Source organism: Nitrospira sp., from assembly GCA_016788885.1.
Taxonomy (GTDB): domain Bacteria; phylum Nitrospirota; class Nitrospiria; order Nitrospirales; family Nitrospiraceae; genus Nitrospira_A.
In genome coordinates, this window is sequence record JAEURX010000013.1 from 16,020 (window position 1) to 41,416 (window position 25,397).

Genomic DNA, 25,397 nt, shown 5'->3' on the forward strand with positions numbered 1-25,397 from the left:
ATTTCCCCTATGAGTGATTACGCAGTTCTCGGCGACCTGTTGGTGATCTATGCAGTGTCCACTGCGGTCGTGTTCACGTTTCACCAGTTCCGTCTCCCGTCGATCGCCGGGTTTCTTGTCGCCGGGGCTTTGATCGGCCCGCATGGGTTGCACCTGATTCCCGATGTGTCTCAGGTCCATGTGCTCGCCGAGATCGGCATCGTCCTGTTGTTGTTCACGATCGGTATGGAGTTTTCGTCCGCGCACTTTGCGGCGGCCCGCCGTACGCTGATGGTGGCGGCTCCTGTTCAAACCGGTGGGGTCCTGATTCTGGCGCTGCTTGGGGCGCTGGCCGTCGGCCTTTCCTATCAGCAGGGAATTTTCTGGGGATTCCTCCTCGCGCTCAGCAGCACAGCGATCGTCTTGAAAGCCCTCTCGGAGCAGGGCGAGAGCGATTCATTTCACGGCCGCGCCACGGTCGCGATTTTGATTTTCCAGGACCTTGCCGTCGTGCCGATGATGCTGATCACGCCGATCCTGGCCACACCCAGCGGGAGTGCGATGGGGATGGTGCTGATGACGCTGGTGAAGGCGGCCGTCGTGGTCGGGTTGATCGTCGCGGCGGCCTGGTATCTGGTCCCCCGATTGTTGCGGCATATCGTGCGGAGCCGCAGCCGCGAGTTGTTTTTGCTCTCGATCATTGTGTTGTGTCTGGGGATCGCCTGGTTGACCTCCCTGGGCGGCCTGTCGCTGGCCTTGGGCGCCTTTATCGCGGGTCTGGTCATGTCTGAGTCTGAGTACAGCCACCAGGCGTTGGCGGAGGTGTTGCCGTTTCGGGACAGCTTCAATAGTTTATTTTTCGTCTCGATTGGCGTCCTGATGGACCTGCGGGTGGTGTTGGACCATCCCTTCATCGTCCTGGGGCTGTTGGTCGCCGTCATTGTCGGGAAGTTGCTCACCGGCGCCGGCGCGATGGTCGCGGCTGGAGCCCCTCCCAGGTCGGCGGTCCTGGTGGGGGTGGCGCTTGCGCAGGTGGGCGAATTCAGCTTCATCCTTGCGCAGCAGGGGCAGGACGCTGGCCTCTTTACCGGAGATCAGTATCAGTTGTTTCTGGCAGTGTCGGTCCTGACGATGGTCGTGACGCCGTTCGTGATGCAGTGGTCGCCTCATCTGGGGAGGCGGATTGAAGCGTTGCAGCGTGTTCGCGGATGGATGCCGTCGCGCACGGTGGCCCATGTCGAGCAATTAGAGGGGACGCAGGTCCGGATCAAAGACCATGTCATCATTGTGGGGTACGGTCTCAATGGGCGCAATCTGGCTCGTGTGCTTGGCGAAACGGAAATTCCGCATGTGGCGTTGGATCTGGATGGGGAAACCGTGCGCCGCGAAGCGCGCCATGGCGTACCGATCTATTACGGCGACGGCTCGAATGCCAATGTGCTTCGACACATGAAGATCGAAGACGCCAAAGTGCTGGTGGTCGCCCTGTCCGATCCCTTCACGGCTCGAAGAACGGTGAAAGTCGCAAAGGGGTTGAATGCGAAGCTGCACATTGTGGTGCGGACGCGATACTTGCGGGAGTTGGAAGAACTGCATCAGCTGGGCGCAGACGACGTGGTGCCGGAGGAATTCGAAACCTCGATCGAAATTTTTGCGTTGGTGTTACGGACCTATAGCCTGCCCCAGGAATTCGTGGCGCGCAAGGCCGAGCAGATCAGGCGGGAAGGGTACGCCTTGTTACGGCGCAGTGAAATGCCGGAATTGGCGCACCACCTCCGTGGCGGGACACTGACTGATGTCGAGGTCGAAACCTGCCGGATCGATGACGACGCGCCGGCGGTGGGAAAATCGTTGGCGGAGCTGTCCATTCGTCCGCGAACCGGGGCGTCGGTCATAGCCTGGACCCGGAGTCAGGTGACGCAGTCCAATCCGTCGGAGCACGTCCGCCTGCAGGCAAGCGATGTGATCACGCTGCTCGGATCCCGAGAGCAGATTCGTCGGGCCATGGCGCTGCTGAACGAGCCCAATCATGGCACGAGCCACCCGATGAGCTAGCCTCATCGCGCGCCCGATTTTACCAGTCGGTTAGCTTCTCCACCGAAGTGTGACGCGGTCTTTCAGCGGATGGTCCAGCGGTGTCCCGGTTTGGACCGAGGTCAGGTAGGCGGCTTTGAGTTTGTAGTACCACTTGGCCGGAGTGTCGGCATCGTCGATCAGCATCAGCGCCGGTTTGTACTTCAACCCCACCGCTTGCCGCTCCATGGCCTGCTTGTCCTGCTTCATGAAGATATTGGCGAAGTATCGAAACAGGGGTTTGGCAAACGGAAGCCAGGGAAGGATGTTCCAGGCGGCGGCGAAGTCGATTCGGCACTGCTGCTCCCCCACCGGCGTCACGGTGGCACGGGAAGACACGAACATCGATCCGCACTGCACGAACTCAAATCGTTGATTGGGAAGGACGAAGTCGATCGTGGTCGTCAGCGGACCACCGTAGAGTTTATTGAGCAGCTTATAGGGTCCGCTGTTTTTGGAGGGGGCGTGTGGCACCATCCGAAATCCGTTGGGAATGGGCTCGAAGGTCTTTGCCTTGTCGTGCATGCTGGCTTGAGTTCGCCACCAAGAGCTTTGATGGACGAAAGGGCCGTGTGCAGGATCCATGAGGCCTACGATGCCGTCGTCGATGGTGCAATCCAAGATCGTGGAGATGTGAACCATACGATACGGCGTGGACGGCAGTGGAAGGCGTGGAAGTTCAGGCATCGGCCCATCCAGCCGTTGCGGATCGGGTAGATAGACCCACACATACCCGTCTGCTTCTTGGCACGGGTAGGAGGTGATCCCGATTTTCTCGGGTCGAAGCGCCGATCCCTCGACAAGAGCCGGAATGTGACGACAGCGACCGCCTGTATCAAATTGCCATCCGTGATAGGCACACTCAACGCGTTCTCCGTCAAAATGACCGAACGACAGGGGCATGCCCCGATGGGGACAAATGTCTCGCATGGCCGCCACTCGACCTTGTCGGTCTCGGCACACGAGAATCGGTTGTCCCAACATGACCTGGGTTTGCATCTGACCGACGGCCAGGGCCTCGCTGGTCGTCGCCGGGTACCAGAAGCCGAAGAGAGGGGCACTTTTCGTCGGTTTGAGTTCGGTAATGAGGTCTGTGCTCATGGGCGACCGGGCAAGCTTCTGGGCTGAATGAACGCTTGGACTATAACGGTGGGCCTGCGGCAGGTCAAGCAAGCACCTGTATCGCATGCGTATCGGGCGAAAGCCGCTGTGGGGCCATACCCATGCGGGCACGCCTTCGTCCACGGGTCCCATTTCTTGACAAGAAAAAGAAGCGGAGACTATAGTCATTTTCAGTAGTTTGTCCGCGTGTTCTCTGTGTTCTCACCGGCGAGGGAAGCGATGACGACCGCACAAATCGAGCCCACAGCGGCCCTGACGCAACTCCGCGAGTCAAAGGCCGACCGCGTGACGATCGTGCTCCTCAGTGGAGACCTCGATAAGGCAATGGCCGCGTTTATTATCGCGACCGGCGCTGCTGCCATGGGTATGCAGGTGACAGTGTTTTTCACCTTCTGGGGGCTCAATACGATTCGCAAAAAAGGGGCAAGCAGTTCAGCGTCGGATTGGCTGCGCCGGATGTTCGGCTTCCTCAACAAAGGCGGAGCCGATACCTTGCCTCTGTCCCGTTTTCACTTCTGGGGGCTGGGCACAAAAATGATGCAAGTCGTGATGAGGCAGAATCGCATGCCTGGCGTGCCGGAGCTGATGCAGATGGCGCTGGACCTTGATGTTCGCTTCATTGCCTGCACCACCACAATGGGCTTGATGGGAATTACCAAAGACACGTTGATCGACGGCATCGACCAATTCGCGGGTGTGACCACCTACCTGGCTGAAGCGAAGCAGGGCAGCGTCAATCTGTTCATATAAGCAGGGGTTGAGGAGAGGGCATGATACAGGCCGATGTGAAACTCGATACGCTCGGGTACTTTTGTCCGATGCCGATCATTCTGACGTCGAAGAAGATTAAGGAACTGACGATGGGCCAGGTGCTGGAAGTCGTCTCGGACGATGAGGGTATCAAGAAAGATATGCCGGCCTGGTGTGAAACGACCGGCCATGAAATGGTGGGACTGGAGGAAGAGCACAGTTCTTCCAAGCGAATCTACAAGGCGTTCGTCAAGAAGGCCAAGTAACATTCGAGGACAGGCCACGCATGCGAGGCCGTCGTGTTTCTGCCAAGCCGGAGGGGAGCCGAAACCCCCCGGCTTTTTTCTTGCGTCGAGGAACCCCGGCGACGGTGTCTTGATCTGAGAGGATGGGAGCACGCACGCAGTGAGTCAGATCGTCGAATGTGTGCCGAATTTCAGCGAAGGCCGGAATCCTGAGGTGATTCACGCGCTCGCTGCCCTGGTTCGGTCTGTGCCCGGCGTGGTGCTGCTGGATGAGACGAAGGATCCGGACCACCATCGGGCGGTCCTGACCTTCGCGGGAAGGCCCTATGCTGTGGCGGAAGTCGCCTTTCAGATGGCGCGGCTCGCCTCGCAACTGATCGACCTGCAGACGCATCATGGTGAACATCCGCGCGTCGGGGCGACAGATGTCATGCCCTTCGTCCCCATTCGTGACGTCAGTATGCAGGACTGTGTGCAGTTGGCTCGCATGGTGGGGCAACGGATCGGCAACGAACTCAAAATTCCCGTCTTCCTTTACGAACAGGCGGCGAGCAAGCCTGAGCGGAAGCAACTGGAGTGGATTCGAAAGGGAGGGCTGAAAGGATTGGCCGACCGAATGGCTGCCGATCCTGGATGGGCTCCGGATTTTGGACCGAAGCAGTTGCACCCGTCCGCCGGGGCGACCGTGGTGGGTGCGCGGTGGCCGCTCATCGCCTTCAATGTGAATTTGAAGACGCAGGATCTGTCAGTCGCGAAAGCAATTGCGAAGGTCGTTCGTCAGTCGAGCGGAGGCCTTCCCTGTGTGAAAGCCATCGGCGTCGAGCTGCGCAGTCAGGGACTCGTGCAGGTCTCGATGAATCTGACGAACCATGAGGAGACACCGCTGCACAAGGCGTTTGCCGCGGTGCAGCAGGCGGCGGCGGCTCATGGCGTGGAGGTTGCCGGGACCGAACTCATCGGTCTTGTCCCAGAGCAGGCCCTCATTGAGACGGCACAACAGGCGCTCTGTCTGGATCGATTCGAGAGGCGGCAGGTGCTTGAAGCGCGTTTGGAGACTGCCGAATCGCGTTCGGCGATTGGGCGACTAGCCGCATCCCCATCAGTCAAAGCACAGCCATCTGCGACCCGCTTCGGGGCATCTGATGTGTGGGAAGGTGCAGAGCAGGGACTGACCGGGGGCAGCGCGGGCGCCCGTTCCGCCATGTTTGCGGCTGCCTTGGGGGTCATGGTGGCGAAGTTGAATCGCGCGCGAGCGGTAGAAACGCGCTTGTCTGAAATTTCAGCGAGACTCTCGGAACTGGTGCAGGGTGATCGCGATGCCTATGCCCGTGTGCTACAGGCCAAGAAGCTTCCACCGAATCATCCCGATCGTGCGATCGCCCTGTCGTCCGGTCTCCTGGGTGCGATTGAGACTCCCCTGGAAATCGTGAAACTGTCCTGCGAACTCATTCCGCTCCTGCGCGGACTCATGGCGCAGGCGAAGCCCGAGGTGCATCCGGATCTCACGATGGGGATGCGGTTGGCCGATGCGGTCATCGATGGGTGTGTGGCCATGGTGGAAGAGAACATGAAAACTCAACCAAATCAGCAGCTTATTGAGTCGATCCGGCAGCGATTTTCGCGTGTCGAACAAATGCTTGTGGATGCGAAATCGCTATGCTACACTCCGCCCTTCGATTCGTGGCCCCAAAACATGTTGAATATCCTGAAACTTCGGTGAAAGAGAGTCGAAGGTAGCTGACGATGGAAATTAAGGTTTTCAATAACAACGTTGAAAAGGCCCTGAAGGTCGCCAAGAAAAAGTTGGCGGGCGAAGGATTGTTCCGCGAACTGAAGCGACGTCGGTATTATGAAAAGCCGAGTGTTCGCAAGAAGGCGAAAGAGCGCGAGGCTCAACGTCGGCGACAGAAGTGGCTTGCGAAGCGACGGCCTGAATAGTCGTCGGGCATTCCTTCCTTCAGACGACCATTGCGATCACTCCAGCTAAGCTCTCCGCTCCGGCAGATCCATGCAGGCGCAACAAATCCACGCTGCCATCCGTACGGTCAAGCGGGAGATTGCCCAATGGCCTGATCCGGTGGTCGGCGTTGTGGCCAAAGAGACCAGCCGCGATCCGTTCCTGGTTCTGATTTCCTGCCTCCTCAGTCTACGCACAAAAGACAAAACCACTGCCGAAGCCAGTGCGCGGCTGTTTGCGCTGGCGTCCACTCCGGCCACGATGCGGCAGCTCACGTTGTCGGCCGTCGAGCAGGCCATTTATCCCGTTGGGTTCTACCGGACCAAGGCGAAACAGATTCTTCAGATTTGCACGCAGCTGCTCGAGCGATACCAAGGGCGTGTGCCGGATTGCATCGAAGAGCTGTTAACGCTGCCCGGTGTGGGGCGAAAGACGGCGAACTTAGTGGTCACAGTTGGATATGAGAAGCCGGGGATTTGTGTCGACATTCATGTCCATCGGATCAGTAATCGATGGGGGTATGTGAAGGCGAACACCCCGGACGAGACGGAGCAGGCGCTCCGCAGAAAACTACCCAGCCAGTATTGGATCACTTTCAACGATCTGCTCGTCCCTTACGGACAGCACCTCTGCCAACCTGTCTCGCCGTTCTGTAGCCGATGCAAAATTGTGAAATATTGCGATCGAATCGGTGTGACGAAAAGCCGTTAGACGTACCTCATTCAGGCAATCGCTGGGATGAAGAGAGTGGTGGCGGATGGCGCGCGTTAGACGCGGCCGCAACGGCGATCAGATAAACAGCTTGGTTTCCGCCTGGGCCGTCAATGACAGGATGGAGGGCAGGCCCAGCACTTCGTCGACGTTTCGCTCGACGGCCCCTGCGTCAACTCCCATGTATTCAAGGCCCGCGCTGCAGGCGATGACACGAAATTGGCCCACGAGGCGGGCTTCTCGAAACATTTCGGAGATAGTGGGCACCTTTTTTTCTTTCAGGAGACGGGCGACCTCATCGGCGGAGGCCGCATATTCCTGAGGAAAGTCGATCTGATCGAGTTTGCCCTCCGCCAGTTTCTTGATCGTCCAGAACAGCAGGACGACAATCACGTCTTTGCCCATCGCTGCGGCGGTCAGGCCGAGGGTGGCCACCTGGTGCAATTTATCGTACGTGGCGTTGTGGGCGAAGATGACGAATTTGGGTTTCTCGGCCATGGCGGCTATTTGACCTTCTGTCGGGTTTTGACGCTGTTCACAAAATCGGTGATGGCCGCATCCACTTCGGCCGGTGTCATGGCGCGGTCGTGCATTTCACTTTCGTCGAGCAGGTACCGCGTGCCTTCTTTTTCTTGCCGGACCACCACGGAATTTTCCGGAGTGACTTCCACCCGCATGAACCACTCTTTCCCGTCCTGGGTGATGACGACTTCCTTTCCGAGCCCGATTTTGGTGATTTCAATAGCGAGTGTGGGCCCGTCCGGTGCATCCGCAGCCTGAGCTCCGTGATGCAGTGGGACGAGGGGACTGAGTGTCAGCACGAGGCCAAGGAGGGACAGGACGTAGACGATGGAAGGATGCTGCGTCGGCAGCCAGTTCTCAACAAGGTGCAGCGGCATAGGGCGAATTATATCTGGAGGCGTGGGGAACGTAAACCGGCATGCCGATACTCTTTCCGCCGTACAAAGCCCCATGCTAGGATGCGCCGGTGATGTCCGACCTGTTGGCGCAGATCGAGTCCTACGTCCCGGCGAACGTGCTCATTTGGTTTGCTGTTTCGTCCGTGTTCATGTTTGTCGGGACTCTCATCGCGATTCCCATTATTCTCATGCGGTTGCCGGCTGATTATTTCGATGTCCGCACGCCGCGCCCCTGGATGGAAAATCACCATCCGATTATTCGGCTGTTGGGGCATATTGTCAAAAATGTCGTCGGGGCGATTTTTCTCTTCGCAGGGTTTCTCATGCTGTTTCTGCCGGGGCAGGGGGTGTTGACGATGCTAATCGGGCTCTCGTTGATTGAATTCCCGGGGAAGCGGCGCGTGGAAGCGAAGATCGTGGGGCAATCGACCGTCCTGAGCACCATCAACGCCATGCGGGCGAAGTTCGACAAACCCCCACTGATCATCGCGCCGGATTGATCAGGTTGAGCTCAATCGTGTTACGCAATCCAAGCTAACATCACTGTGCCTGCTGCCTTGTGCCTTGTACTCCACCATGCCGACTCTGTATCTCATCGACGGTAGCGCCTACATTTATCGGGCGTTTTTTGCCCTGCCTCCCCTGTCGAACTCCAAGGGCTTACAGACTAACGCCGTGTACGGCTTCACGACCATGTTGCTGAAGGTTCTGCGCGACCATCGACCGGACTATGTGGCGGTGGTGTTTGATGAGAAAGGCCCCACCCATCGCCACGAAGCGTTCAAGGAGTACAAGGCGCAACGGCCGCCCATGCCCCAAGGGATGAGTGCACAGATTCCCTACATTCATCGGGTGGTAGAAGCCCTGTCCTTACCGGTCATCCGCCAAGCGGGGTATGAGGCGGATGATTTGATCGGCACCTTGGCGCGGAAAGGTGAGGGCGAGGGGCTCGATGTCGTGATCGTGACCAGCGACAAAGATATGTTCCAGCTCCTGACGCCAAAGACACGGATTTATGATCCGGTGAAGGATAAGTGGTTCAACGAGGCGGATTCGTTGGTGCGGTTTGGCGTCGAGCCGGCGCGCGTCGTCGAGATCATGGGGCTGATGGGTGACACGAGCGACAATATTCCCGGCGTCAAAGGCATTGGAGAGAAAACCGCACTGAAGTTGATCACGCAATTCGGGACGATCGACGAACTGCTTCGCCGGGTCGAGGAAGTCACACCGGCCAAGACGAAGCATCTCCTGCTGGAGCAGGGCGAGAATGCGCGCATGAGCAAGCAACTGGCGACGATCGACATCGAGTGCCCGGTGGAGTTTGTCCCGTCCCATTTCCAAGCCAAGGCGCCGCATACGGAGACGCTCGTGAGTCTCTTGCGCGAGTTGGAATTTATGACGTTGGCCAAAGCCTTCCAGGGGGAGACTCCTGAGCCCAACCGCTTAGGTTCAGACGTGATCGACATTCACGATGCCGCGGGAGCCACGCAATTCCTGACGCGGCAGGAGGCGGAGCCGCTCCTGGGCGTGGCCTGCGTGTTGAGTGAGGCGTCCGGTGTGCGGGCCGATATTCGGGGCTGCGCCCTGGGCTGGTCTGACGGTGCTGCAGCATTCGTCCAAGGCGATGCCCGTGACTGGCCTGGCCCGTTGATCGATTATCTGCGAGACGGGAGTCATAGAAAAGTCGTCCAAGATCTCAAGCCGTTCCTGTTGGCGCTCCATCGGCAGGGCCTTGAGATGCCGGGGCCCTATTTCGACACGATGGTGGCCGACTACCTGCTCAATCCGAATCGTCGCGCGCATACGCTCGACGCTATCGCGATGGATGCGCTGAGTTATCAACTTGGCGCCGGAGCAGCTGAGAAGATCGACCCGAGGCCGCAATCCCTATTCGACGTGGACGAGCACGCGATTCATCGATCAGGTGAGGCGGCGGCCGTGACGGCCAAGGTGGCGCCGCTGTTGCGCGAACGATTGCGGGAGCAGGGCAGCTTGGCCCTGTTTGAAGACGTCGAAATGCCGCTGGTCCCGGTGCTAGTCGAGATTGAACGGAATGGGTTCTTGCTCGACGTTGAGAGCCTGCGCTCGCTGAGTCGAGAACTGGAACGAGAGCTCGATCAGATGGTCAGCACCATCCATCGGCTCGCCGGTGGTGAGTTCAATATCGGCTCGCCCAAACAACTGGCCACAGTGCTGTTCGAGAATCTTGGCCTCAAGCCGCTTCGGAAAACCAAGACCGGCTTCTCCACCGATGAAGACACGCTCACCCAGCTGGCCGGTCAGCATGAACTCCCCGCACACATTCTCAATTACCGGACCTTGACGAAACTCAAATCGACCTATGTCGATGCCTTGCCGCAGTTGGTGAATCCCGACACCGGACGGCTCCACACCTCGCTTAACCAAACGGTGGCGGCCACAGGACGCCTCTCCTCCACCGATCCGAATCTGCAGAATATTCCGGTGAAGGGGGACTACGGTCTCCGTATTCGTGAAGCCTTCATCACGCCGCCGGGACATCACTTGCTCTGTGCAGACTATAGTCAGGTGGAACCGCGGATTCTGGCCCATCTGTCGCAAGACCCTCGATTGCTGCAGGTGTTTGAGCAGGGCGAAGACATTCATATGGCCACGGCCATGGAGATTTTTAATCTTCCTGCCGGGGAGGTGACGCGTGAGATGCGACGGGCGGCGAAGAGCGTGGTGTTCGGCATTGTGTACGGCATCAGCCCGTTCGGCCTCGCCTCAAATATCGGTGTGTCCCAGGTGGAAGCCAAGAAATATATTGAGACGTTCTTTGAGAAGTTTGCGGCCGTCAGGGCGCTCATGGATCGGAACATCGACGACGGCAAAACCAAAGGGTATACGACCACGATTCTCGGTCGCCGCCGGCCGATTCCGGAACTGCAGAGCGGCGATCCTTCGCAGCGTGGCGTCGGTGAGCGGATGGCGGTGAATAGTCCGATTCAGGGCTCGGCTGCGGATTTGATCAAGGTGGCCATGATCAACGTCCATCGGCGGCTGCGAGACGAGTTGCCGGCGTGCAAGATGATTCTTCAAGTGCACGACGAACTGATCTTCGAAGTGCCGGACGGAATGTTGGAGCAGGCGCAGCACCTCGTGAAGGAGGAAATGGAGGCGACCGGCACGGCGCTGAAGCTCTCGGTCCCGCTTAAGGTGGATGTGGGTGTGGGGGCCAATTGGCGAGTGGCCCACCCTTAGCCAGCGGCTGAACAAGGTCTCCAACTTCGTTCTCGGGCGTCTCGGCCTCCTCAACGTACTACACGACGTACAGCCTCGGAGGCCTCGCACCCTGCGGCCTCGTTGGACGACCTTTTTGAGCCGCTGATGATTGACGAACGGTGCAAGCTTTGCAGAGACATGAGCGGGAGCTAATTGGTTATGTCGCCACGAAAGCGTACATTGACCATACCCGAGTCTGAGTTTCAGGCCTTGGTGCAGGAAGCATTGGACGGCCTGCCGGATGAATACGCCAAGCTCCTCACCAACGTGGCCGTGGTGGTCGAGAAAGAGCCTCCGCCTGATGTCCGCACTGATCTGGAGTTGGAGGACGGCGAAGATCTCCTCGGCCTCTACCAAGGTCTCCCCATCGACAAAGAGTCCTTCTTTCAGGCAGGCGGGCAACTGCCGGCCAAAATCTCAATTTATCGCGGACCCATCCTCAGACTGTGTCGGACCAAACAGGAAGTGGTGCAGGAAGTGCGCGATACCGTCGTGCACGAGATCGGGCATCATTTCGGCTTTGACGACGACGAGATGCCGTACTGAGCAACGGTGACGAAGGAGTAGCTGCTGGACGGCGTGTGGTGGGAGAGGTAGGGGGTGTCAGCGCAAAGAGGTGTTGAGAGGTCGTTACGAGTATAGCCGGCCGACGATCTGAGTGAAGTTGAACAGCATGGCGTTCGCGCGGGTGTAAGCGGCGTGGCCGTAGTAATGGTCGCGGACGTTCGTCGAACTCGTGCAGTCTTTGTAATCCACCAGCAGGCACTGTCCTTCGCTCGGGAAGCGCGTGGCGCGGCGTGCGCATTCCACCCATCGTTCAAATCCGTCGTAGGGCTCCACTAATTCCCACACAGCCTTATTGGCCGTTTTGGCATTCTCCGCGGGCAGCGCGTCACTTCCGGCCACGGCCAGTTCCTGTACGTAGTCCCCACCCCAGGCGATCGGCATTTCAACAGAGATCTGTGGCAGCTCCATTTTGGAGAGCCAGGTCTTCCCGTCTGTGCGTAGATTACGGTGGTTCACGATGTGGAGTAGCTTGCCAATGCCGGATGGATCCCAGCCGTATCGTACCGGAGTGCCGAACGTCACGATGTCGAGCGAGGCCCCGTTGAGCAGGGTTCCTTGGCTCAGCAATGGATCGATGTGGTGAATGGCGTGTGCGTCCGGACCTTGTGGTTGTGCGGCAAGGAGCAATTCGAAGAACGTCTTTCGTCCCGTGATCGGTGACGGGCAGAGCAGATTGGAGGCCAGGGCAAGCACGAGTCCGGCCTGACCGTGGGCTTGGACCAGGATACGATCGCCGGCTCCAAGATGCTGCTCGACCACGAGGGCGCGAAGTCGATCCAAGAGTCGGCACGCAGCCAGGGCGCGTCCCAGATGATGGTGCTCGCTGGACCACAGTTCCCGCAGGCAGAGAATCGGTTTCGCGACCTGCTGGTTCAGGGCCTTGCGGCACTGTTCGATGGTGTGTGCGGTGAAATTGCCGGCGTCGCCGATCTGGCTGTCCAGCATGTGCTTCGTGGCGTCGTCGTTCGAGAGGGGCGGTTTGAGGCCTCCGGGCAGCGGAGTGATGCCGTTCGTGCCTTCCCGCATGAACGAGAGGAGCGAATCCAGACCTGAAATCCCGCGTGAATAGCCGCGCTTGAGTCCCCCCACTTCATCGAGCCGTCCCAGGCCGAAGATATCGGTGCCTGGAATCGCACCATGAAGAAAGAGCATGACGCGCACCCCGGCCTGCGACAGTTTCTGCCCGACTTGCCCCATGGTGACCTGCCACTGAGGGGATCCCATATCGGGGGAAGGGGTCCACTCGGCAGCGGTGAGGCGCTCACCGGGATTCTTGCGAGAGAGCTCATCGTGCTGAAAATTGTTTTCGACGGGCATGGGACGACTGTCTTACCCGAAATCCAACCTGAAGTTCAATGGAGAGGTCGTCAGGCTCTGCGGGAGTGGTTAGCGGCGTGTCGGCGAATCGTGGGCCATCGGCTCAACGGCGGGAGAAGCCGGGAGGTGAGTTTTTGGCATCACGGCCACCGCAGAGCAGGTCTTGGTTCCATCATCCATGTGGCGGTCCACGATGGTGACGCCCTGCAGATATTCCTGGACGATTTCTTCACGCACCACCTCGATGTCCTGTTCGGTCTCGCGGCCGGTGCGCTCGCGCAGGCGGTCGATCGCATGCTCCTTCACCTGAACGCGGATCTGTTTGGCGATGTCGGCCCGTGCGGCCAATTCCGACACGCGCTGACATACCAGAGGGCCCTTGTTCAAGTCACCTTGGCCCTGTCCGATCAGAAAGTGCTCGGCATCATAGGTTCGTGCCGACGGTGGTTGCGCTCGATTCTGGTGCTCAGGCGCAAGGCCCTGTTCTCGTGTGTGCAACTGGCGGAATGTACGGTCGGCATGATCGCGGACCTCTGGGGTGGAATCCGCTGCCGGCGCAGGCGTGGTGGTCACGAGGGCGCACAGGAGCCACCCTCCCGCACACACCTGTCCTCTTGTCATGAACATCCTCATTGTCCTCCCTGGTTGTTGCCCGGGGGCGAGTTGCGCTGGGGGACCAGGCTGGATGAACCGCCTGGTGGAGTCTGTTGGAGGCTTGGCGGGTGAATCCCACGAAAGGTCGGCATTTGTGGCGGTGTGCCGGCGGGTGAACCAGAGGCTCCTCCGGCGCGATAGGTGTGCAAGGTTGGCTGGCCCGTCTGGCCGTTGGGGGGTGGGACTTGCCGATAGGTCGGCATTGTGCCTCGACTTACGGGCGGCACGCCGGTTCCCGGCCGAGGGTGGACTTGGATAATGGTGGTGCCGTTGCCTGGCTGGGCCGGTTGGCCCGTCGGGTTGGGGAGCAGCGGATTGAGTTGATAGACGCTGGAAAGTTGTCGCGAGTCGGTGGACGGAGTGGTATCGGGCTGAGCCGGCGATTGCGGAACCACGTAGTATCCGGGAAGAAACGGGACGGTATGGGGAACGGGCGGCTGTTTCGGTTGAGGTGGGGCAGGAGGAGTGTTCGTTGTCACCGTCTGTTGCGCTGCGACGAGGTGGGGATTGTCGGGATTCAGCCGACCGGCCAAGCCGAGGAGGCCTTGCACATGGGCGAGGCCTGCTGCCGGATAGGGCTGTGCAAATGGTGCGATCAAGAGCCAATCGGTCCAGGCTTGCGCCACCATCGCGTTCGACTCCGCCTGATCGAGCAGGCGGGCGCGCTGCTGATTCAGCTCTCGGGCCTGTTCGGGGGACTGGGCTTGGGCCAGCGCTCGGTTGGCATCGGCGAGTTGCTGCTGCAGATGATCGATATCCGCCTTCAGCGCGAGCAACTCGTCTCGCACGGTTTCCTGCTGCTTCAGCGCGGCGAGAGCCTGAGCGACCTCGTCGGTGTCCACTTGCGTCTTCAGGTCGACGTGGATCACCACGACCTCACCGTCCAACCTGGTTCCTACCTGTTGATCGAGCACCAGCACCATCCCGGCGGTATAGCTGCGCAGTTCATCGCGGGTGACGTCCAGATCTCGTACGATCGTGACGCGTTCGAGATAGGAGGCCACCTGTTCCAACGCGTCTTGTTTGGCTTGGTCGCCTGCCAGCCGGATGGCATCCACTCTCGTTTCCCGATCGGTCATACGATGCTCCCCCGAGGCCGTCACGACTCGAATGTCGGCATGGCTCGCAGTCGGCCAGGCCACGACGAGTGCCACATTGAGCGTGAGTAGGCTGCTGAGCGTGGAGGTCGCCAATTTTCGAAGAAACCTGCGCGGGGTGATGTGGGGATGGTGAAACTGCTGGTGGTCGGTCATGGGCGTACCCAGCACCTGAGGGAGCTGCCGGTGTATTGATTCGGGGAGAATTGTGTCCTCAGATTCAGGATAGCATCGATCGTCTTGGAGCGCTATGAGAGGCGCGGTTCGCGCCTTGCCTTCCCGGAAAACAGCGTGCTAAGGTACTTTCTCTTCGCATTGTTACACGATTCTCTGGTGAGGCAGCTCATGAGTGATATCCGCGCGTTTTCTATCACGGCGGCGGCGTTTCGTATGGCCCTGTTTCTGGGCCTGACCCTGGTATTTTCCTCCACATCATCCATGGCCTTGGCCGCGCGTGGCGGCGGTGCGCCTTCAGCACCGGAAGCGGCAACCGAACACGTCATCCTGTTTGTCTTGGAAGGGCTCGGCCAGGAGTCATTGAAGAGTGGGGTGATGCCCGTCTTGTCGTCTCTGGTGAAGGATGGATCTGTCACCTGGTCGGCCACTGCCGTCGCGCCTGCGCGTCGCTTGCCGACGATGGCGTCGTTGGTGACGGGGATGCCGGTTGCCAAACACGGCATCACCTGGAATGTCTTTGAATTCAGCCGTGGATACCCCCGCGCGCCGACTGTGTTTGACTATCTCGACTTGAGCGGGGGGCGGGACAGCGCCATTTTTTATATGGATGAGTCCCTCTATCAGCTTGCCAAGCCGGAACCGTATACCGACTATCAGATGTGTGGGCCACTGAGGGCCGAGTGCAACCCAGACCGGTTGGTCGGGTACGTGCGGGACTACTTCAAGAAGGCCACCAGCGGTTCCGGGTATGGTCACGCCATCCCATCGTTGCCCCATCTCCTGGTGGTGCATTTGCCGGCACCCGGTCGTGTCGGTGAGGCGCAGGGGTGGAAATCGGCTGCGTACAAAGATGCCCTCAAGGCCGTGGATAAGGCGATGGGGACGGTGCTCGATTTATACCGCGAACTGGGTTTGATCAAGCGGACGACCATCTTCGCCACTTCGTTGAGCGCCTTCGGGGAGACGCAATTCTCCTCCGGTGAGGTGGGCAGCGAGCAGGCGGCTGCCGTTCCGGTAGTGCCCTGGATCGCATCCGGCGTCGGGATCAAGGCGGGTTATGCGATCCGTCAGCCGGTGTCGATCATCGATACCGGTGCGACCGTCATGCGCGCGCTCGGACTTACCACCTATACTGAATGGGAGAGCCACCCCGTCGAAGAGATTTTCAAGACGGCATTCACGGCGGCTCCTGTCAGCCCACTCCTGCAATAGAGGACCGATGTATACAGCGTCGCATAGATCTCTCATGGGGCGGTCGGCGTTCATGGTGGTCCTGATCCTGACCGGTCTGGTGGGGTATTCGGAACAACTTCTGGCCGCCGGCCCTCCCCCAGCCTATACGAAGGAGCACGCCATCACGATCGATCCGACTCCGCTGGTGCCGCAATCGTGGTGGCAGGTGCCTGGTATCACGCCGCCGCTCTGGGTGTTGGACCCTGAAACCTCGGATGCCTATCGTACGACAGAAACGCGTGAGTTGAAACTCAAGCCAGGACAATACAAGTTCATCAGTTTTACCTTCGACTTTCCCTTCACGGTGAGTTTGGATGGGAAACTGGAATACTCCAAGTCACTCGATCAATGTGTGGAGGGCCGCGGGACGCAGACCCTGGTGGTACGGTGCAAGCGTACCTATCCCCATGGCGGTCAACGTGACGCCTATTATGGAAACAATGAGGTAGGTGATGGCACAGGCACTCGATGATTTGCTGGATTCCCTCGAAGATCCGGACGATGCCACCCGCGAAGAGGCCGCAAAGTCCCTTGCGCAGTTGGCGGACCCGAAGACGCTGGATGCGCTGATCGGCGCCTGTGGCGACGAGTACTGGTCCGTGCGGACGCGCGCCGGTTGGGGGGTGGCGAAGATCGGCGGCGCGAAGGCCCTTGAAGCGTTGATTGCGCTCTTCAATGACCCGATCATGGAGGTCCGCAACGAAGCGGTTGCGGCCGTGGTGTCGCTCGGAGCGGGTCAACTGGATCGTCTGCTGACAGCCTTGAAAGATGAGCGGTGGCGCGTTCGGGAGCATGCGGCGAAAGCCTGTGGCGATCTGCGCGATGCACGCGCGGTCGACGGGCTGGTGTTTGCCTGCCGGGATCGGGACGGCGCCGTGAAAAGTGCTGCCGCGGAGGCGTTGGGGAAAATCGGTGATGCCAAGGCGATTCCCGTCTTGATCAAGCTGTTCCGGGATTCGTCGAAGATTGTGCGTGAGACGGCCGGGATCGCGTTGGTGGCCATCGGTCAGCCCTCAGTCGATCTGCTGCTCGAGACCATGAAGGATAAGGATTTCGTCGTGCGCTGCCATGCGGCTCGCGCCCTGGGCGGGATGACGACGGACTATCAAATCGGCAAGAGTTGGGTTCGCGAGCCACGCGTCGTTGATGCCTTGATCGAAGCACTCAAAGATCCGGACCGTGCCGTGCGCGAAGATGCCACGATTGCCTTGGGCATGATCGGTGACCCTCGCGCGATCGATGGGCTGTTGGAAGCCATGAAGGACGGTGCCGTGAAGCGTCATGCCATTGCGTCGCTCGGGATGATCGGCGATCCCCGCGCCCTCCCTGCCGTCTTGGCGGCGCTCAAGGGCAAAGGGGTGCGCCAGGATGGAACACCGACTCCCGGATGTATCGTGAGTGAGGATGCGTTCATCAAGGAGGCGGCCGCCACTGCACTCGGACATTTTCGCGATCCGCGAGTGATTCCCGACCTCATCATGCTGTTGAAGGACGGCGTCTTGCGTGAGAAGGCCGCCTCTGCGTTGGTGCTGATCGGCGACTCCGCGATCGAACCGTTGATTTCATTCCTCTACGATCCCAAAGCCTCCGAAGTTGAGTCCGAAGGCGAACGGGTATTGTCCTATGCCTCGGTCCGGTTGACGGCCAAAGACTCTCTGCGGTTATTGGTCGTGGAAACATTGGAGCACCTGGGATGGACGCCTCCCGATGAAGAGACCTCGGTGGATTCCAGTCAGGCCGACAATCTTCGCGTCGATCGCCCCTTGGGGGATATCGGGCGGTTCGGTCCGAGCGGAGATTTCGCGAAAGGATCGGTACGGTAACAACCACGGGGCTTTCGCAATGGCCTTGCCGATTCTGAGCATCAGGCGCTCCTGCCGTTTCTTCTCCTTCCGTGTCGATGGGGCTCGTGGAACTGGTGTGAGGCCGAGTTGAAGCAGGCGAGCAGGGACGTGTATGAGGCGCTCTGCGGCCACTGGTCCTCTCTTGCAGCCGGCGCTCGGGCAATTCGATCAGTCCCCTGCAGCCGAATGCTACGCGAAGGTCGATGGCCCCATCGGATGCCGAGGTACCATGGCCGACACGGTCAGTGAGCAGATCGCCGCATTGTCGGATGAGGATTGGGCGATTCGTGAGGAGGCGGCGACCCTGCTGGGTGGCCTGAAGGATGCGCGAGCAGTCCTTCCGCTCACGAAAGCGCTGCGCGATCCGGACCGTGCGGTGCGTGAGGCGGCCGTCGGGGCGCTTTCTGCACTGGGGGCCGTATCGGTTCCGGCGCTTTCCGGATGCTTGACGGATCCGGCCCTGCAAGTCCAGGAGGCGGCATCGGCGATTCTCGCATCGCTGGCCGACGCGCGGGTGCTGATGCCCCTGATGCAGGCCTTGGGTAGCCGCGATTGGATCGTGCGGATGCACGCGGCCAAAGGGCTGGGGCGAATCGGTGATGCGCAAGCCATTCCTGCCCTGATGCCGCTCTTGCAGGACAAGGTCAAGGCGGTGCGGGAGGAGGCTTCCAGTGCATTGGCGACTATCGGCGCAGCCGCTGTCGCCGGACTGGTGGAGGCGCTGCAGCATGAGGACTGGTTGGTACGTCTTCATGCGGTGGAGGCGTTGGGTAAGCTGAAGTCTCCGGATGCCGTCGACCCGCTGCTTCGTGCCCTGTTCAATGAGCGGGATTCGGCGATTCGTGAGGATGTCGTCAAGGCGCTGGGCACGATTCGGGATGTGCGCGCCGTCGACTACCTGGTGGTGGCGATGAAGGAGCCGGGGCTGCGGTTGTTGGCCGTCGAGGCTCTTGGCCATATCGGTGATCGTCGTGTGGTGCCGCTGCTGCGTCGTGTGGTCGAGGGCGTGCCGCTTGGGGAGCCGAGGGATTCGGCGACTCCTTGTGCCGATGGGTGGACGGACGAAATGGCCACCATGGGAATGGCCGCTCGTGCACTAGGCATGATCGCCGATGCGGTGGCGATTCCGTCCTTGATCATCGCGTTGCGGAATACGATTACGCGGTCTGAAGCGGCGGCGGCATTGACGAAATTTGGCCCGACCGTGATTCCTTCTCTCTTGCCGATGTTGGCCAAAGAGCAGGACGAAAACGTTCGGTACCATGTGCGGGAAACACTCACGGCTGTCGGCTGGCGAGCCGGGCGAGTTTAGAACATTACGATGTCCAAGGAATCGATCGATACCTTAGTTTCCGAGTTGACGCATGAAGAGGAATGGCGGCGTATGCGAGCCACGGCGGCTTGCCTGGCCGGCGGTCCCCGGGCAGTCCACGCCTTGACGCAGGCGTTGCAGACCGGCGATGTGCCACTTCGTGTTGAAGCGGCGGCGATGTTGTCGCGCATCAAGGATCCGGCCGCGGGTGTGGCTCTGGTCGCGTTGATTCGGGATCCTGAGGAGACGGTCCGGCAGGCCGCGTTTGCCGCACTTGAGCAGATGGCCGGCAATTTGGACGACGACACTGCCGCGGGATTGGTGCGCAATCTTCACGAATCGCCCGATGAGGATGTCCGTCACCGCGTTCGACAACTTTTGGGCGTGATTCCCAATGCCATCACCCCCCTGTGCGACATGTTGAAGCATCCGGACGAGGATGCGCAGACGACGGCGGCGACGATTCTCGAACATTTGCTCGATCCGCGTTCAGCCGATGGGTTGATCGACGCCATGGCCTCTCCGGCGGTGCGTGAAATTGCCGTGCGGACGCTGAAGAAGCTGAGTGCTGTTCGGGACCGGATCGATGCGACGTTTCACGCGTTGCGCGACGTGGAGGGGGCCAGCGAACGGGAAGAAGCTCGCATGGCGACGGTCATGGATCTGCTGGGTATCGGCCGGCCGGCGGTTGAGATTTTGATCGAATATTTGGAAGACGACGATTGGCTCATCCGCGAAGCCGCCGCGGATTTGCTGGGAAAAATCGGCGATGTGCGCGCGGTTGAACCGCTCATGCAGCGGTTGCAGAAGGATAAAGATACCGGCGTGAAGGAGTATGCCGTGAAATCGTTGGGCCTCATCGGCGACCCGCGCCCGGCACAATTGTATATCGAAGCCATTCCGATCAGGCCGCTACGAGTGATGGCTATCGAGGCATTGGCAAAGATCAAGGACGTTGAGGTCTTGCGTCCTTATAACGAGCTGTTCAACCGGTTGCGCAGTGATCGGGACGGTATCGTGTCATACAGCGCCGGCCTCATTGCGGACAAGCTGGCGGCGCTTGAGGGCGAACAGCCGGTCGGACAGGAGGAGTCGGAGGATCATGAGTGATGCCGAGCGAATTGCACAACTGATTGCCGCGCTACGTGACGACAACGAAGCGCTGCGAGACCATGCGATGGCGAGCCTTGGGCAAATGGGTGTCGAGGCGGTTCCGCAACTGATCGGCCTGATGGCGGACGAGGATGTCGTCATTCGTGAGGCGGCGGCGACGGCGGTGGTGCGCATTGGCCCTGTCGCGTTCGATCAACTGGTGGAGGCCTTGCGCGATGATGAATGGGCGATCCGCGAGCAGGCCGCCAATGCACTCGGCCGATTCCGCGACTCCCGCGCCGTGGATCCGTTGATGGCAGCACTCAAAGATAAGGACGGGGCGGTCAGGACGGCGGCAGTGTGGGCGTTGGAACGGATCGGTGACTCGCGTGCGACGCCCGGCTTGATCGAGGCGCTCGGTGATGGAACGGTGCGTGAAGACGTGGCCAGGGTCCTGAAAAAGATTGGCGATACCCGCGCGGTCGATGCGTTGATTGAAGGGCTCCTCGGACCCAATTGGATGGTGCGGCGTCATGCTGCCGAGGCGCTTGGGAAGATCGGCGACCCCCGCAGTGCCGAAGCGTTGATCCAATCGCTGCAGGATGAGGACTGGCTCGTGCGCCGCAACGCGGCCGAATCATTGGCGCGGCTCGGGGCGAAGCAGGCGATCGAACCGCTGCTCCCCCTGTTGGAAGACGAAAATACGATGGTGCAGGAAACCGTCGAAGGTGTCCTTGCGAGTTTGGGATGGAAACAGGCGACCTCGTCATAACCCGATAAAGGAACTTTATTATGGCTGAAGAAGCACAGGTAAAACTGATTCAGATCGGACCGAAGGGCGGCCCCAAGAAAGACGGCTTCAACTTGGTGACGGAGCGAGTGGTGGCCGTGAATCCTGAAGCCAAGCAGTTGGAAGTTGAGTTGCTCGCGTATGACGGGAAGACCGTTGTACTTGATGTGGGAGACGAGGCGCTCGAAGAGTTTCTTAAGATTAAGCCTGGTGACGGGGCCACGATTCGGGTCGTGGAAGAAGGCGGCAAACGGGTCGCCAAAAGCTTCCGGATTCGTGCGAAAGATCCGAATGCGGCCAAAGCCGATGCCATGTTGATCGATTTGAAGGATTCACATTGGCTCAATCGTAAGTATGCGGCTGAGGTGCTTGGTGAATTGAAGGATCCGCGGGCCGTCGTTCCGCTCGTAGAGGCGCTCACGGACGAAGTTGGGGATGTGCGGCAACGGGCCTATGACTCGTTAATCAAGATCGGCGGGTCGGCTGTGCCGTCGCTGGTGCCTTTGTTGGCCGCCGAGGAAGACGATGTGCGTCAGTCGGCGACCGAAATCATTCGCAAGATCGGCAAGCCGGCCGTCGAACCGTTGGCGACGGCGTTGGCGGATGCGGATGATCGATTGAAGACGAAGATTATGAAGGTACTCGACCGGATGGGCTATAAACCGAAGCCCAAGGAGAGCGCTCAGGCTGAACCGGCGAAGTTGTTAAGTTAAGAGTGGCCGTCCGGCCGCCGTTAGGCGGCCGGATTCTTGGTCGTGCGACCGACCGAGACGTGGCGGAAGCCGTAGGCCACTACGCGATCAGATTCGTAGGTGTTGCGCAGATCGAGCAGCAGCGGTTCCTTCAGGGATTTCTTGAGCCGTTCGAAGTCGAGATTTCGGAACTGATTCCACTCAGTCATGATGATCAGGCCATCGGCGCCTTCCGCGACGTCATACGTATCCTGGCAGGCAACCATGCCGGGCAAGAGCTTGACCGATTCCTCCATCGATGCCGGGTCATAGGCGCGGATCGTCGCCCCTTCCTTCATCAACTCACTCAAGATGGTCAGTGACGGGGCTTCACGCATGTCGTTCGTGTTGGGTTTAAACGACAGGCCCAAGACGCCGAGCGTCTTGCCTTTCACGCCTCCGCAGGCATCCTTCACCTTCTGCACCATGCGCAGGTGCTGTTCATAGTTCACCTTAGCGGCTGCGCCGGCGATCTGGAACGGATAACCCACGCGCTCGCCGGTTTGCACCAGCGCTGCGAGATCTTTCGGGAAGCAGGACCCGCCGAATCCTGGGCCGGCATGCAGAAACTTGTTCCCGATGCGATTGTCGAGCCCCATGCCTTTAGACACCATCTGCACGTCTGCGCCCACCTTTTCACAGACCGTCGCAATTTCATTGATAAAAGAGATTTTGACGGCGAGAAAGGCGTTGGACGCGTACTTGATCATTTCGGCGGTCGGAATGTCCGTGACCACGATTGGCGTTTCGAGCAGATACAACGGACGGTAGAGGTCCTTCATGATGGCGACAGCCTGTTCGCTATCCGCGCCGATGACGACGCGATTGGGTCGCATGAAGTCTTCGATGGCGGAGCCTTCCCGTAGGAATTCCGGATTGGACACGATGTCGAACCGGAACCGGCCGGTTTGATTGGCCTTAATGACCTCGCGCAACTTTTCGCCGGTGCCGACAGGAACCGTGGACTTGGTGACGATGACCTTATAGCCGGTCATATTTTTCGCAATTCCGCGTCCCACCTCTTCCACGTAGGATAAGTCGGCTGACCCATCGGATTTCGGGGGAGTTCCGACGGCAATGAAGATGGCCAGCGCTTTGTCGACGGCTTTGGCAATATCGGTGGTGAAATGGAGTCGGTCTTCTTTGATGCCCTTGGCGACCAGTTCGGCGATGCCGGGTTCGAAAAAGGGCACTTCGCCCTTTTCGAGTTTGGCAATTCGGCGTGCGTCTGTGTCCATACAGGTCACGTTCACCCCGAATTCCGCAAAGCAGGCCCCGGTGACCAAGCCGACATAGCCCGTTCCAATCACACTAATATGCATGGATGCATCTCCTCTTGAAGAACAGCCGCGAGCCGTTTGGTGAGTACTCGTGTAGAGCCGGTAGTATAACAATGCCCGGGAAACCGAGCAATCGTCTCGCGGGTTTTTGCGAGACGAGCCGTCGAGGTGAATTGCAGATTGTGGTGCACTTCAGTAGAATTCGGGCCTCTCCGCAGGAGATGCTGACAGATGGCGGCGGTAAGCGGACCGATTCAGCGACCCTTGGCGATGATGATGCGCCCTATCACCAACACGGTGCATCCTGATGATTCCTTGCTGGTGGTGGCGCAGCGGTTGCGTGATGCCCGAGTCGGGGCAATGCTGGTTGCCGACCGCGGTGACTATCTCGGAATCGTCAGCGAGGCCGATCTCGTCCGGAAAGCCATGGCCAGCGGGGCGTCAGCCGAGCAGGTGTTGGCTCGCTCTGTGATGAGCACGCCCGTCATGACGATCGACATCGCTCAGTCGGCCCATGAGGCGAGCGACCTGATGGCTGAGCGAGGCATCCGGCACCTGGTCATCACCGAGGAAGGGCGGGTGGTGGGCATGATCTCCGTGCGCGATTTGCTGCGATACTTCAAAAACTGGGGCACGGTATAGCGATGGTTCGACAAGACCCCGGACAATCTCCTTCCCCCACGTGGTGTTCCGTGGCTCCTCGCCGATGATGGCTCAGGGACCTGCCGCTACGCCCGTTTCACGTCTGTTTCTCCTTGCGACGGCGATGGTAACGGGCGCGATTGTCATGGCGCTCGAGATTTTGGGGAGTCGCTTACTCGCTCCGGTCTTCGGGAATTCCTTGTTCGTGTGGGGCGCGTTAATCGGGGTGATTCTTGCGGCCATGAGTTCCGGGTATGCGTTTGGTGGCTGGGCATCGGATCGGTATCGTGTTGCCGCGGTGCTGGCGTGGCTCCTCCTGGGATCAGGTGCGTGGACGCTGCTGATGTCGTGGCTGGGGCAGGTTGCGATTTTCAAAGTCGCCAAGCTGATCGAAGACCCTCGATGGGGCCCCAGCTTTGCGGCCTGTGTGCTGCTTGCTCCACCGGCGTTCGGCTTGAGCGGGGTGATGCCTGCCCTGCTCCGATTGGCCGTTGTCGACATGGGGTATCTGGGGCGACACACCGGCAGCATGATTGCGCTCTCGACCGTCGGCAGTCTCGCAGGGACATGGGGGACGGCATTTTTTCTTCTCTCGTGGTTGGGGACCCAGACGCTCGTGGCATCTTTGGGGGTGATCCAACTTCTGTTGGGCCTATTGTGGTTGCAGCAGGGGAGCGGCAAAGTGATCAGGTTTACGGGGATCGCCCTGACCGGCTTGTTGATTCTGGGGTGGCAATTGTTTGGTCAGGCTCCTCCGGTAGCGGGGTTGGTGTACCAGGAGGATAGTCCTTATCAGCAGGTGCGCGTGCGGGACGACGATCTGTTTCGGTATTTGGTCCTCGACCGTACGTGGCATGCCGTGATGTGGCGTGCCGATCCACACACCCTCTTTCTTCCCTACAGTCAGCTGATGGTTGCTGCGGTGGCGCTGACTCCAGAACCCAAGCGGGGACTCATCTTAGGGCATGGGGGGGGATCACTGGCAAAGTGGCTGGCCCAGTCCTGGCCGGAGATGGAGCTGGACGTCGTTGAGTTTGATCCCGTCGTGGTGCGGATGGCGGAGCAGTATTTCGAGTATCGCCCCCCGGCCAATCACCATGTGTGGGTGAAGGATGCTCGCGTGTTCCTGCGCGACACGAAGGCGACTTATGACATCATCTGGGTCGATGCGTTTGCTCGGCATCTGATTCCTTTTCATCTGACCACCGTGGAATTCTTTTCGGAGCTCAGGGCGCGACTCAATCCTAACGGGGTGCTGGCGCTCAATCTGGCCTCTTCCGGCGAAGGAGGGGATCTGCAGCGAGCGAGTGCGGTGGTGCAGACGCTGAAGACGGCGTTCCCGAAGATTGAATCCTTTGGTGTAAAGGGCCCGTGGCGGGCCCATCAAACCACGGCGGAGAATCTGATTTTTTTCGGCGGCGGTCCAATCGATACCATGCCGTACGACGAATTCGTGCAGCGGATCCAATCGCAGGTAGAAGCCAGACGGTTGCCGCTGGAGGCGGCCGCGCTCTTGGCTGCCCGTCGGACCACGCCCTGGTCGCCGGGTTTACAGTTGACCGACGACTACACCCCCTACGATCTCTTGATCGGATCCCACGCGGTGGAAATGGCGCCGGACAGTCGATGATCGTCACAAACCATTGAAACGCCAAGTTTAT

25 protein-coding genes are annotated in these 25,397 nt (G+C 59.6%); 18 read left to right on the top strand and 7 right to left on the bottom strand.

The genetic code is table 11. The annotated features are described in order from the left end of the window. Positions 1–9 precede the first annotated feature (9 nt). The gene (locus tag JNL86_02980; GenBank protein MBL8041864.1) at positions 10–2,034 is read left to right on the top strand and encodes a cation:proton antiporter; all 2,025 of its coding nucleotides are present in this window, start codon (positions 10–12) and stop codon (positions 2,032–2,034) included. Between the two features lie 30 nt (positions 2,035–2,064). Here JNL86_02980 and JNL86_02985 read toward each other — a convergent pair whose 3' ends face one another. Beyond that, positions 2,065–3,153 (bottom strand): aromatic ring-hydroxylating dioxygenase subunit alpha, encoded by a 1,089-nt coding sequence (locus tag JNL86_02985; protein MBL8041865.1) that lies wholly within the window; start codon positions 3,151–3,153, stop codon positions 2,065–2,067. Between the two features lie 240 nt (positions 3,154–3,393). On the opposite strand from JNL86_02985, the gene JNL86_02990 reads away from it, so the two are divergent. The 5 genes from JNL86_02990 to JNL86_03010 all read left to right on the top strand — a co-directional run bounded on the left by JNL86_02990 (position 3,394) and on the right by JNL86_03010 (position 6,837). Next, entirely contained in the window at positions 3,394–3,924 is a 531-nt protein-coding gene (locus JNL86_02990) for a DsrE/DsrF/DrsH-like family protein (protein MBL8041866.1), read from the top strand. A 20-nt stretch (positions 3,925–3,944) separates the two neighbouring features. Further along, positions 3,945–4,190 (top strand): sulfurtransferase TusA family protein, encoded by a 246-nt coding sequence (locus tag JNL86_02995; GenBank protein MBL8041867.1) that lies wholly within the window; start codon positions 3,945–3,947, stop codon positions 4,188–4,190. A gap of 139 nt (positions 4,191–4,329) precedes the next feature. Further along, positions 4,330–5,889, top strand: a complete 1,560-nt coding sequence (gene ftcD / locus JNL86_03000) for a glutamate formimidoyltransferase (GenBank protein ID MBL8041868.1) — start codon at positions 4,330–4,332, stop codon at positions 5,887–5,889. A 23-nt stretch (positions 5,890–5,912) separates the two neighbouring features. Continuing rightward, on the top strand, positions 5,913–6,107 hold the full coding sequence (locus JNL86_03005) for a 30S ribosomal protein S21 (GenBank protein MBL8041869.1): 195 nt from the start codon (positions 5,913–5,915) through the stop codon (positions 6,105–6,107). A 70-nt stretch (positions 6,108–6,177) separates the two neighbouring features. Continuing rightward, entirely contained in the window at positions 6,178–6,837 is a 660-nt protein-coding gene (locus tag JNL86_03010; GenBank protein MBL8041870.1) for an endonuclease III, read from the top strand. 78 nt (positions 6,838–6,915) lie between these two features. Here the strand turns inward: JNL86_03010 and JNL86_03015 are convergent, their stop codons facing one another. Continuing rightward, on the bottom strand, positions 6,916–7,335 hold the full coding sequence (locus JNL86_03015) for a hypothetical protein (protein MBL8041871.1): 420 nt from the start codon (positions 7,333–7,335) through the stop codon (positions 6,916–6,918). 5 nt (positions 7,336–7,340) lie between these two features. Next, positions 7,341–7,736 carry a hypothetical protein gene (locus JNL86_03020; GenBank protein ID MBL8041872.1) on the bottom strand — a complete coding sequence of 132 codons (396 nt, stop codon included), beginning with the start codon at positions 7,734–7,736 and terminating at the stop codon, positions 7,341–7,343. Positions 7,737–7,825: 89 nt separating this feature from the next. Here JNL86_03020 and JNL86_03025 point away from each other — a divergent pair, with 89 nt between their 5' ends. The 3 genes from JNL86_03025 (at position 7,826) to JNL86_03035 (ending at position 11,546) form a co-directional block, all read left to right on the top strand. Continuing rightward, positions 7,826–8,257 (top strand): hypothetical protein, encoded by a 432-nt coding sequence (locus JNL86_03025; protein MBL8041873.1) that lies wholly within the window; start codon positions 7,826–7,828, stop codon positions 8,255–8,257. A 76-nt stretch (positions 8,258–8,333) separates the two neighbouring features. Beyond that, positions 8,334–10,979 (top strand): DNA polymerase I, encoded by a 2,646-nt coding sequence (gene polA / locus JNL86_03030; protein ID MBL8041874.1) that lies wholly within the window; start codon positions 8,334–8,336, stop codon positions 10,977–10,979. 180 nt (positions 10,980–11,159) lie between these two features. Then, positions 11,160–11,546 carry a metallopeptidase family protein gene (locus JNL86_03035; GenBank protein ID MBL8041875.1) on the top strand — a complete coding sequence of 129 codons (387 nt, stop codon included), beginning with the start codon at positions 11,160–11,162 and terminating at the stop codon, positions 11,544–11,546. Positions 11,547–11,630: 84 nt separating this feature from the next. Here the strand turns inward: JNL86_03035 and JNL86_03040 are convergent, their stop codons facing one another. From JNL86_03040 to JNL86_03050, 3 genes are all read right to left on the bottom strand, one after another. Continuing rightward, the gene (locus tag JNL86_03040) at positions 11,631–12,884 is read right to left on the bottom strand and encodes a hypothetical protein (GenBank protein ID MBL8041876.1); all 1,254 of its coding nucleotides are present in this window, start codon (positions 12,882–12,884) and stop codon (positions 11,631–11,633) included. Positions 12,885–12,953: 69 nt separating this feature from the next. Then, on the bottom strand, positions 12,954–13,505 hold the full coding sequence (locus JNL86_03045; protein ID MBL8041877.1) for an LPP20 family lipoprotein: 552 nt from the start codon (positions 13,503–13,505) through the stop codon (positions 12,954–12,956). An 8-nt stretch (positions 13,506–13,513) separates the two neighbouring features. Then, the gene (locus JNL86_03050) at positions 13,514–14,791 is read right to left on the bottom strand and encodes a hypothetical protein (GenBank protein ID MBL8041878.1); all 1,278 of its coding nucleotides are present in this window, start codon (positions 14,789–14,791) and stop codon (positions 13,514–13,516) included. Between the two features lie 189 nt (positions 14,792–14,980). Here JNL86_03050 and JNL86_03055 point away from each other — a divergent pair, with 189 nt between their 5' ends. From JNL86_03055 to JNL86_03085, 7 genes are all read left to right on the top strand, one after another. After that, a complete protein-coding gene (locus tag JNL86_03055; protein ID MBL8041879.1) occupies positions 14,981–16,024 on the top strand; it encodes an alkaline phosphatase family protein in 1,044 nt (347 codons plus the stop codon). A 34-nt stretch (positions 16,025–16,058) separates the two neighbouring features. After that, positions 16,059–16,517, top strand: a complete 459-nt coding sequence (locus JNL86_03060; protein ID MBL8041880.1) for a hypothetical protein — start codon at positions 16,059–16,061, stop codon at positions 16,515–16,517. After that, complete coding sequence (locus JNL86_03065; protein ID MBL8041881.1) at positions 16,498–17,868, top strand: HEAT repeat domain-containing protein; 1,371 nt, start codon at positions 16,498–16,500, stop codon at positions 17,866–17,868. The genes JNL86_03060 and JNL86_03065 overlap by 20 nt, the downstream gene beginning before the upstream one ends. Positions 17,869–18,001: 133 nt before the next feature. Next, the gene (locus JNL86_03070; GenBank protein ID MBL8041882.1) at positions 18,002–19,201 is read left to right on the top strand and encodes a HEAT repeat domain-containing protein; all 1,200 of its coding nucleotides are present in this window, start codon (positions 18,002–18,004) and stop codon (positions 19,199–19,201) included. A 9-nt stretch (positions 19,202–19,210) separates the two neighbouring features. Continuing rightward, entirely contained in the window at positions 19,211–20,311 is a 1,101-nt protein-coding gene (locus JNL86_03075) for a HEAT repeat domain-containing protein (protein ID MBL8041883.1), read from the top strand. After that, entirely contained in the window at positions 20,304–21,065 is a 762-nt protein-coding gene (locus tag JNL86_03080; protein ID MBL8041884.1) for a HEAT repeat domain-containing protein, read from the top strand. The genes JNL86_03075 and JNL86_03080 overlap by 8 nt, the downstream gene beginning before the upstream one ends. A gap of 20 nt (positions 21,066–21,085) precedes the next feature. After that, positions 21,086–21,796 (top strand): HEAT repeat domain-containing protein, encoded by a 711-nt coding sequence (locus JNL86_03085; protein MBL8041885.1) that lies wholly within the window; start codon positions 21,086–21,088, stop codon positions 21,794–21,796. A gap of 20 nt (positions 21,797–21,816) precedes the next feature. Here JNL86_03085 and JNL86_03090 read toward each other — a convergent pair whose 3' ends face one another. Then, a complete protein-coding gene (locus JNL86_03090; GenBank protein ID MBL8041886.1) occupies positions 21,817–23,136 on the bottom strand; it encodes a UDP-glucose/GDP-mannose dehydrogenase family protein in 1,320 nt (439 codons plus the stop codon). 189 nt (positions 23,137–23,325) lie between these two features. On the opposite strand from JNL86_03090, the gene JNL86_03095 reads away from it, so the two are divergent. Together JNL86_03095 and JNL86_03100 are read left to right on the top strand one after the other, a co-directional pair. Then, positions 23,326–23,736 carry a CBS domain-containing protein gene (locus JNL86_03095; protein MBL8041887.1) on the top strand — a complete coding sequence of 137 codons (411 nt, stop codon included), beginning with the start codon at positions 23,326–23,328 and terminating at the stop codon, positions 23,734–23,736. Positions 23,737–23,800: 64 nt separating this feature from the next. Then, positions 23,801–25,366, top strand: a complete 1,566-nt coding sequence (locus JNL86_03100) for a fused MFS/spermidine synthase (protein MBL8041888.1) — start codon at positions 23,801–23,803, stop codon at positions 25,364–25,366. Positions 25,367–25,397 lie beyond the last annotated feature (31 nt).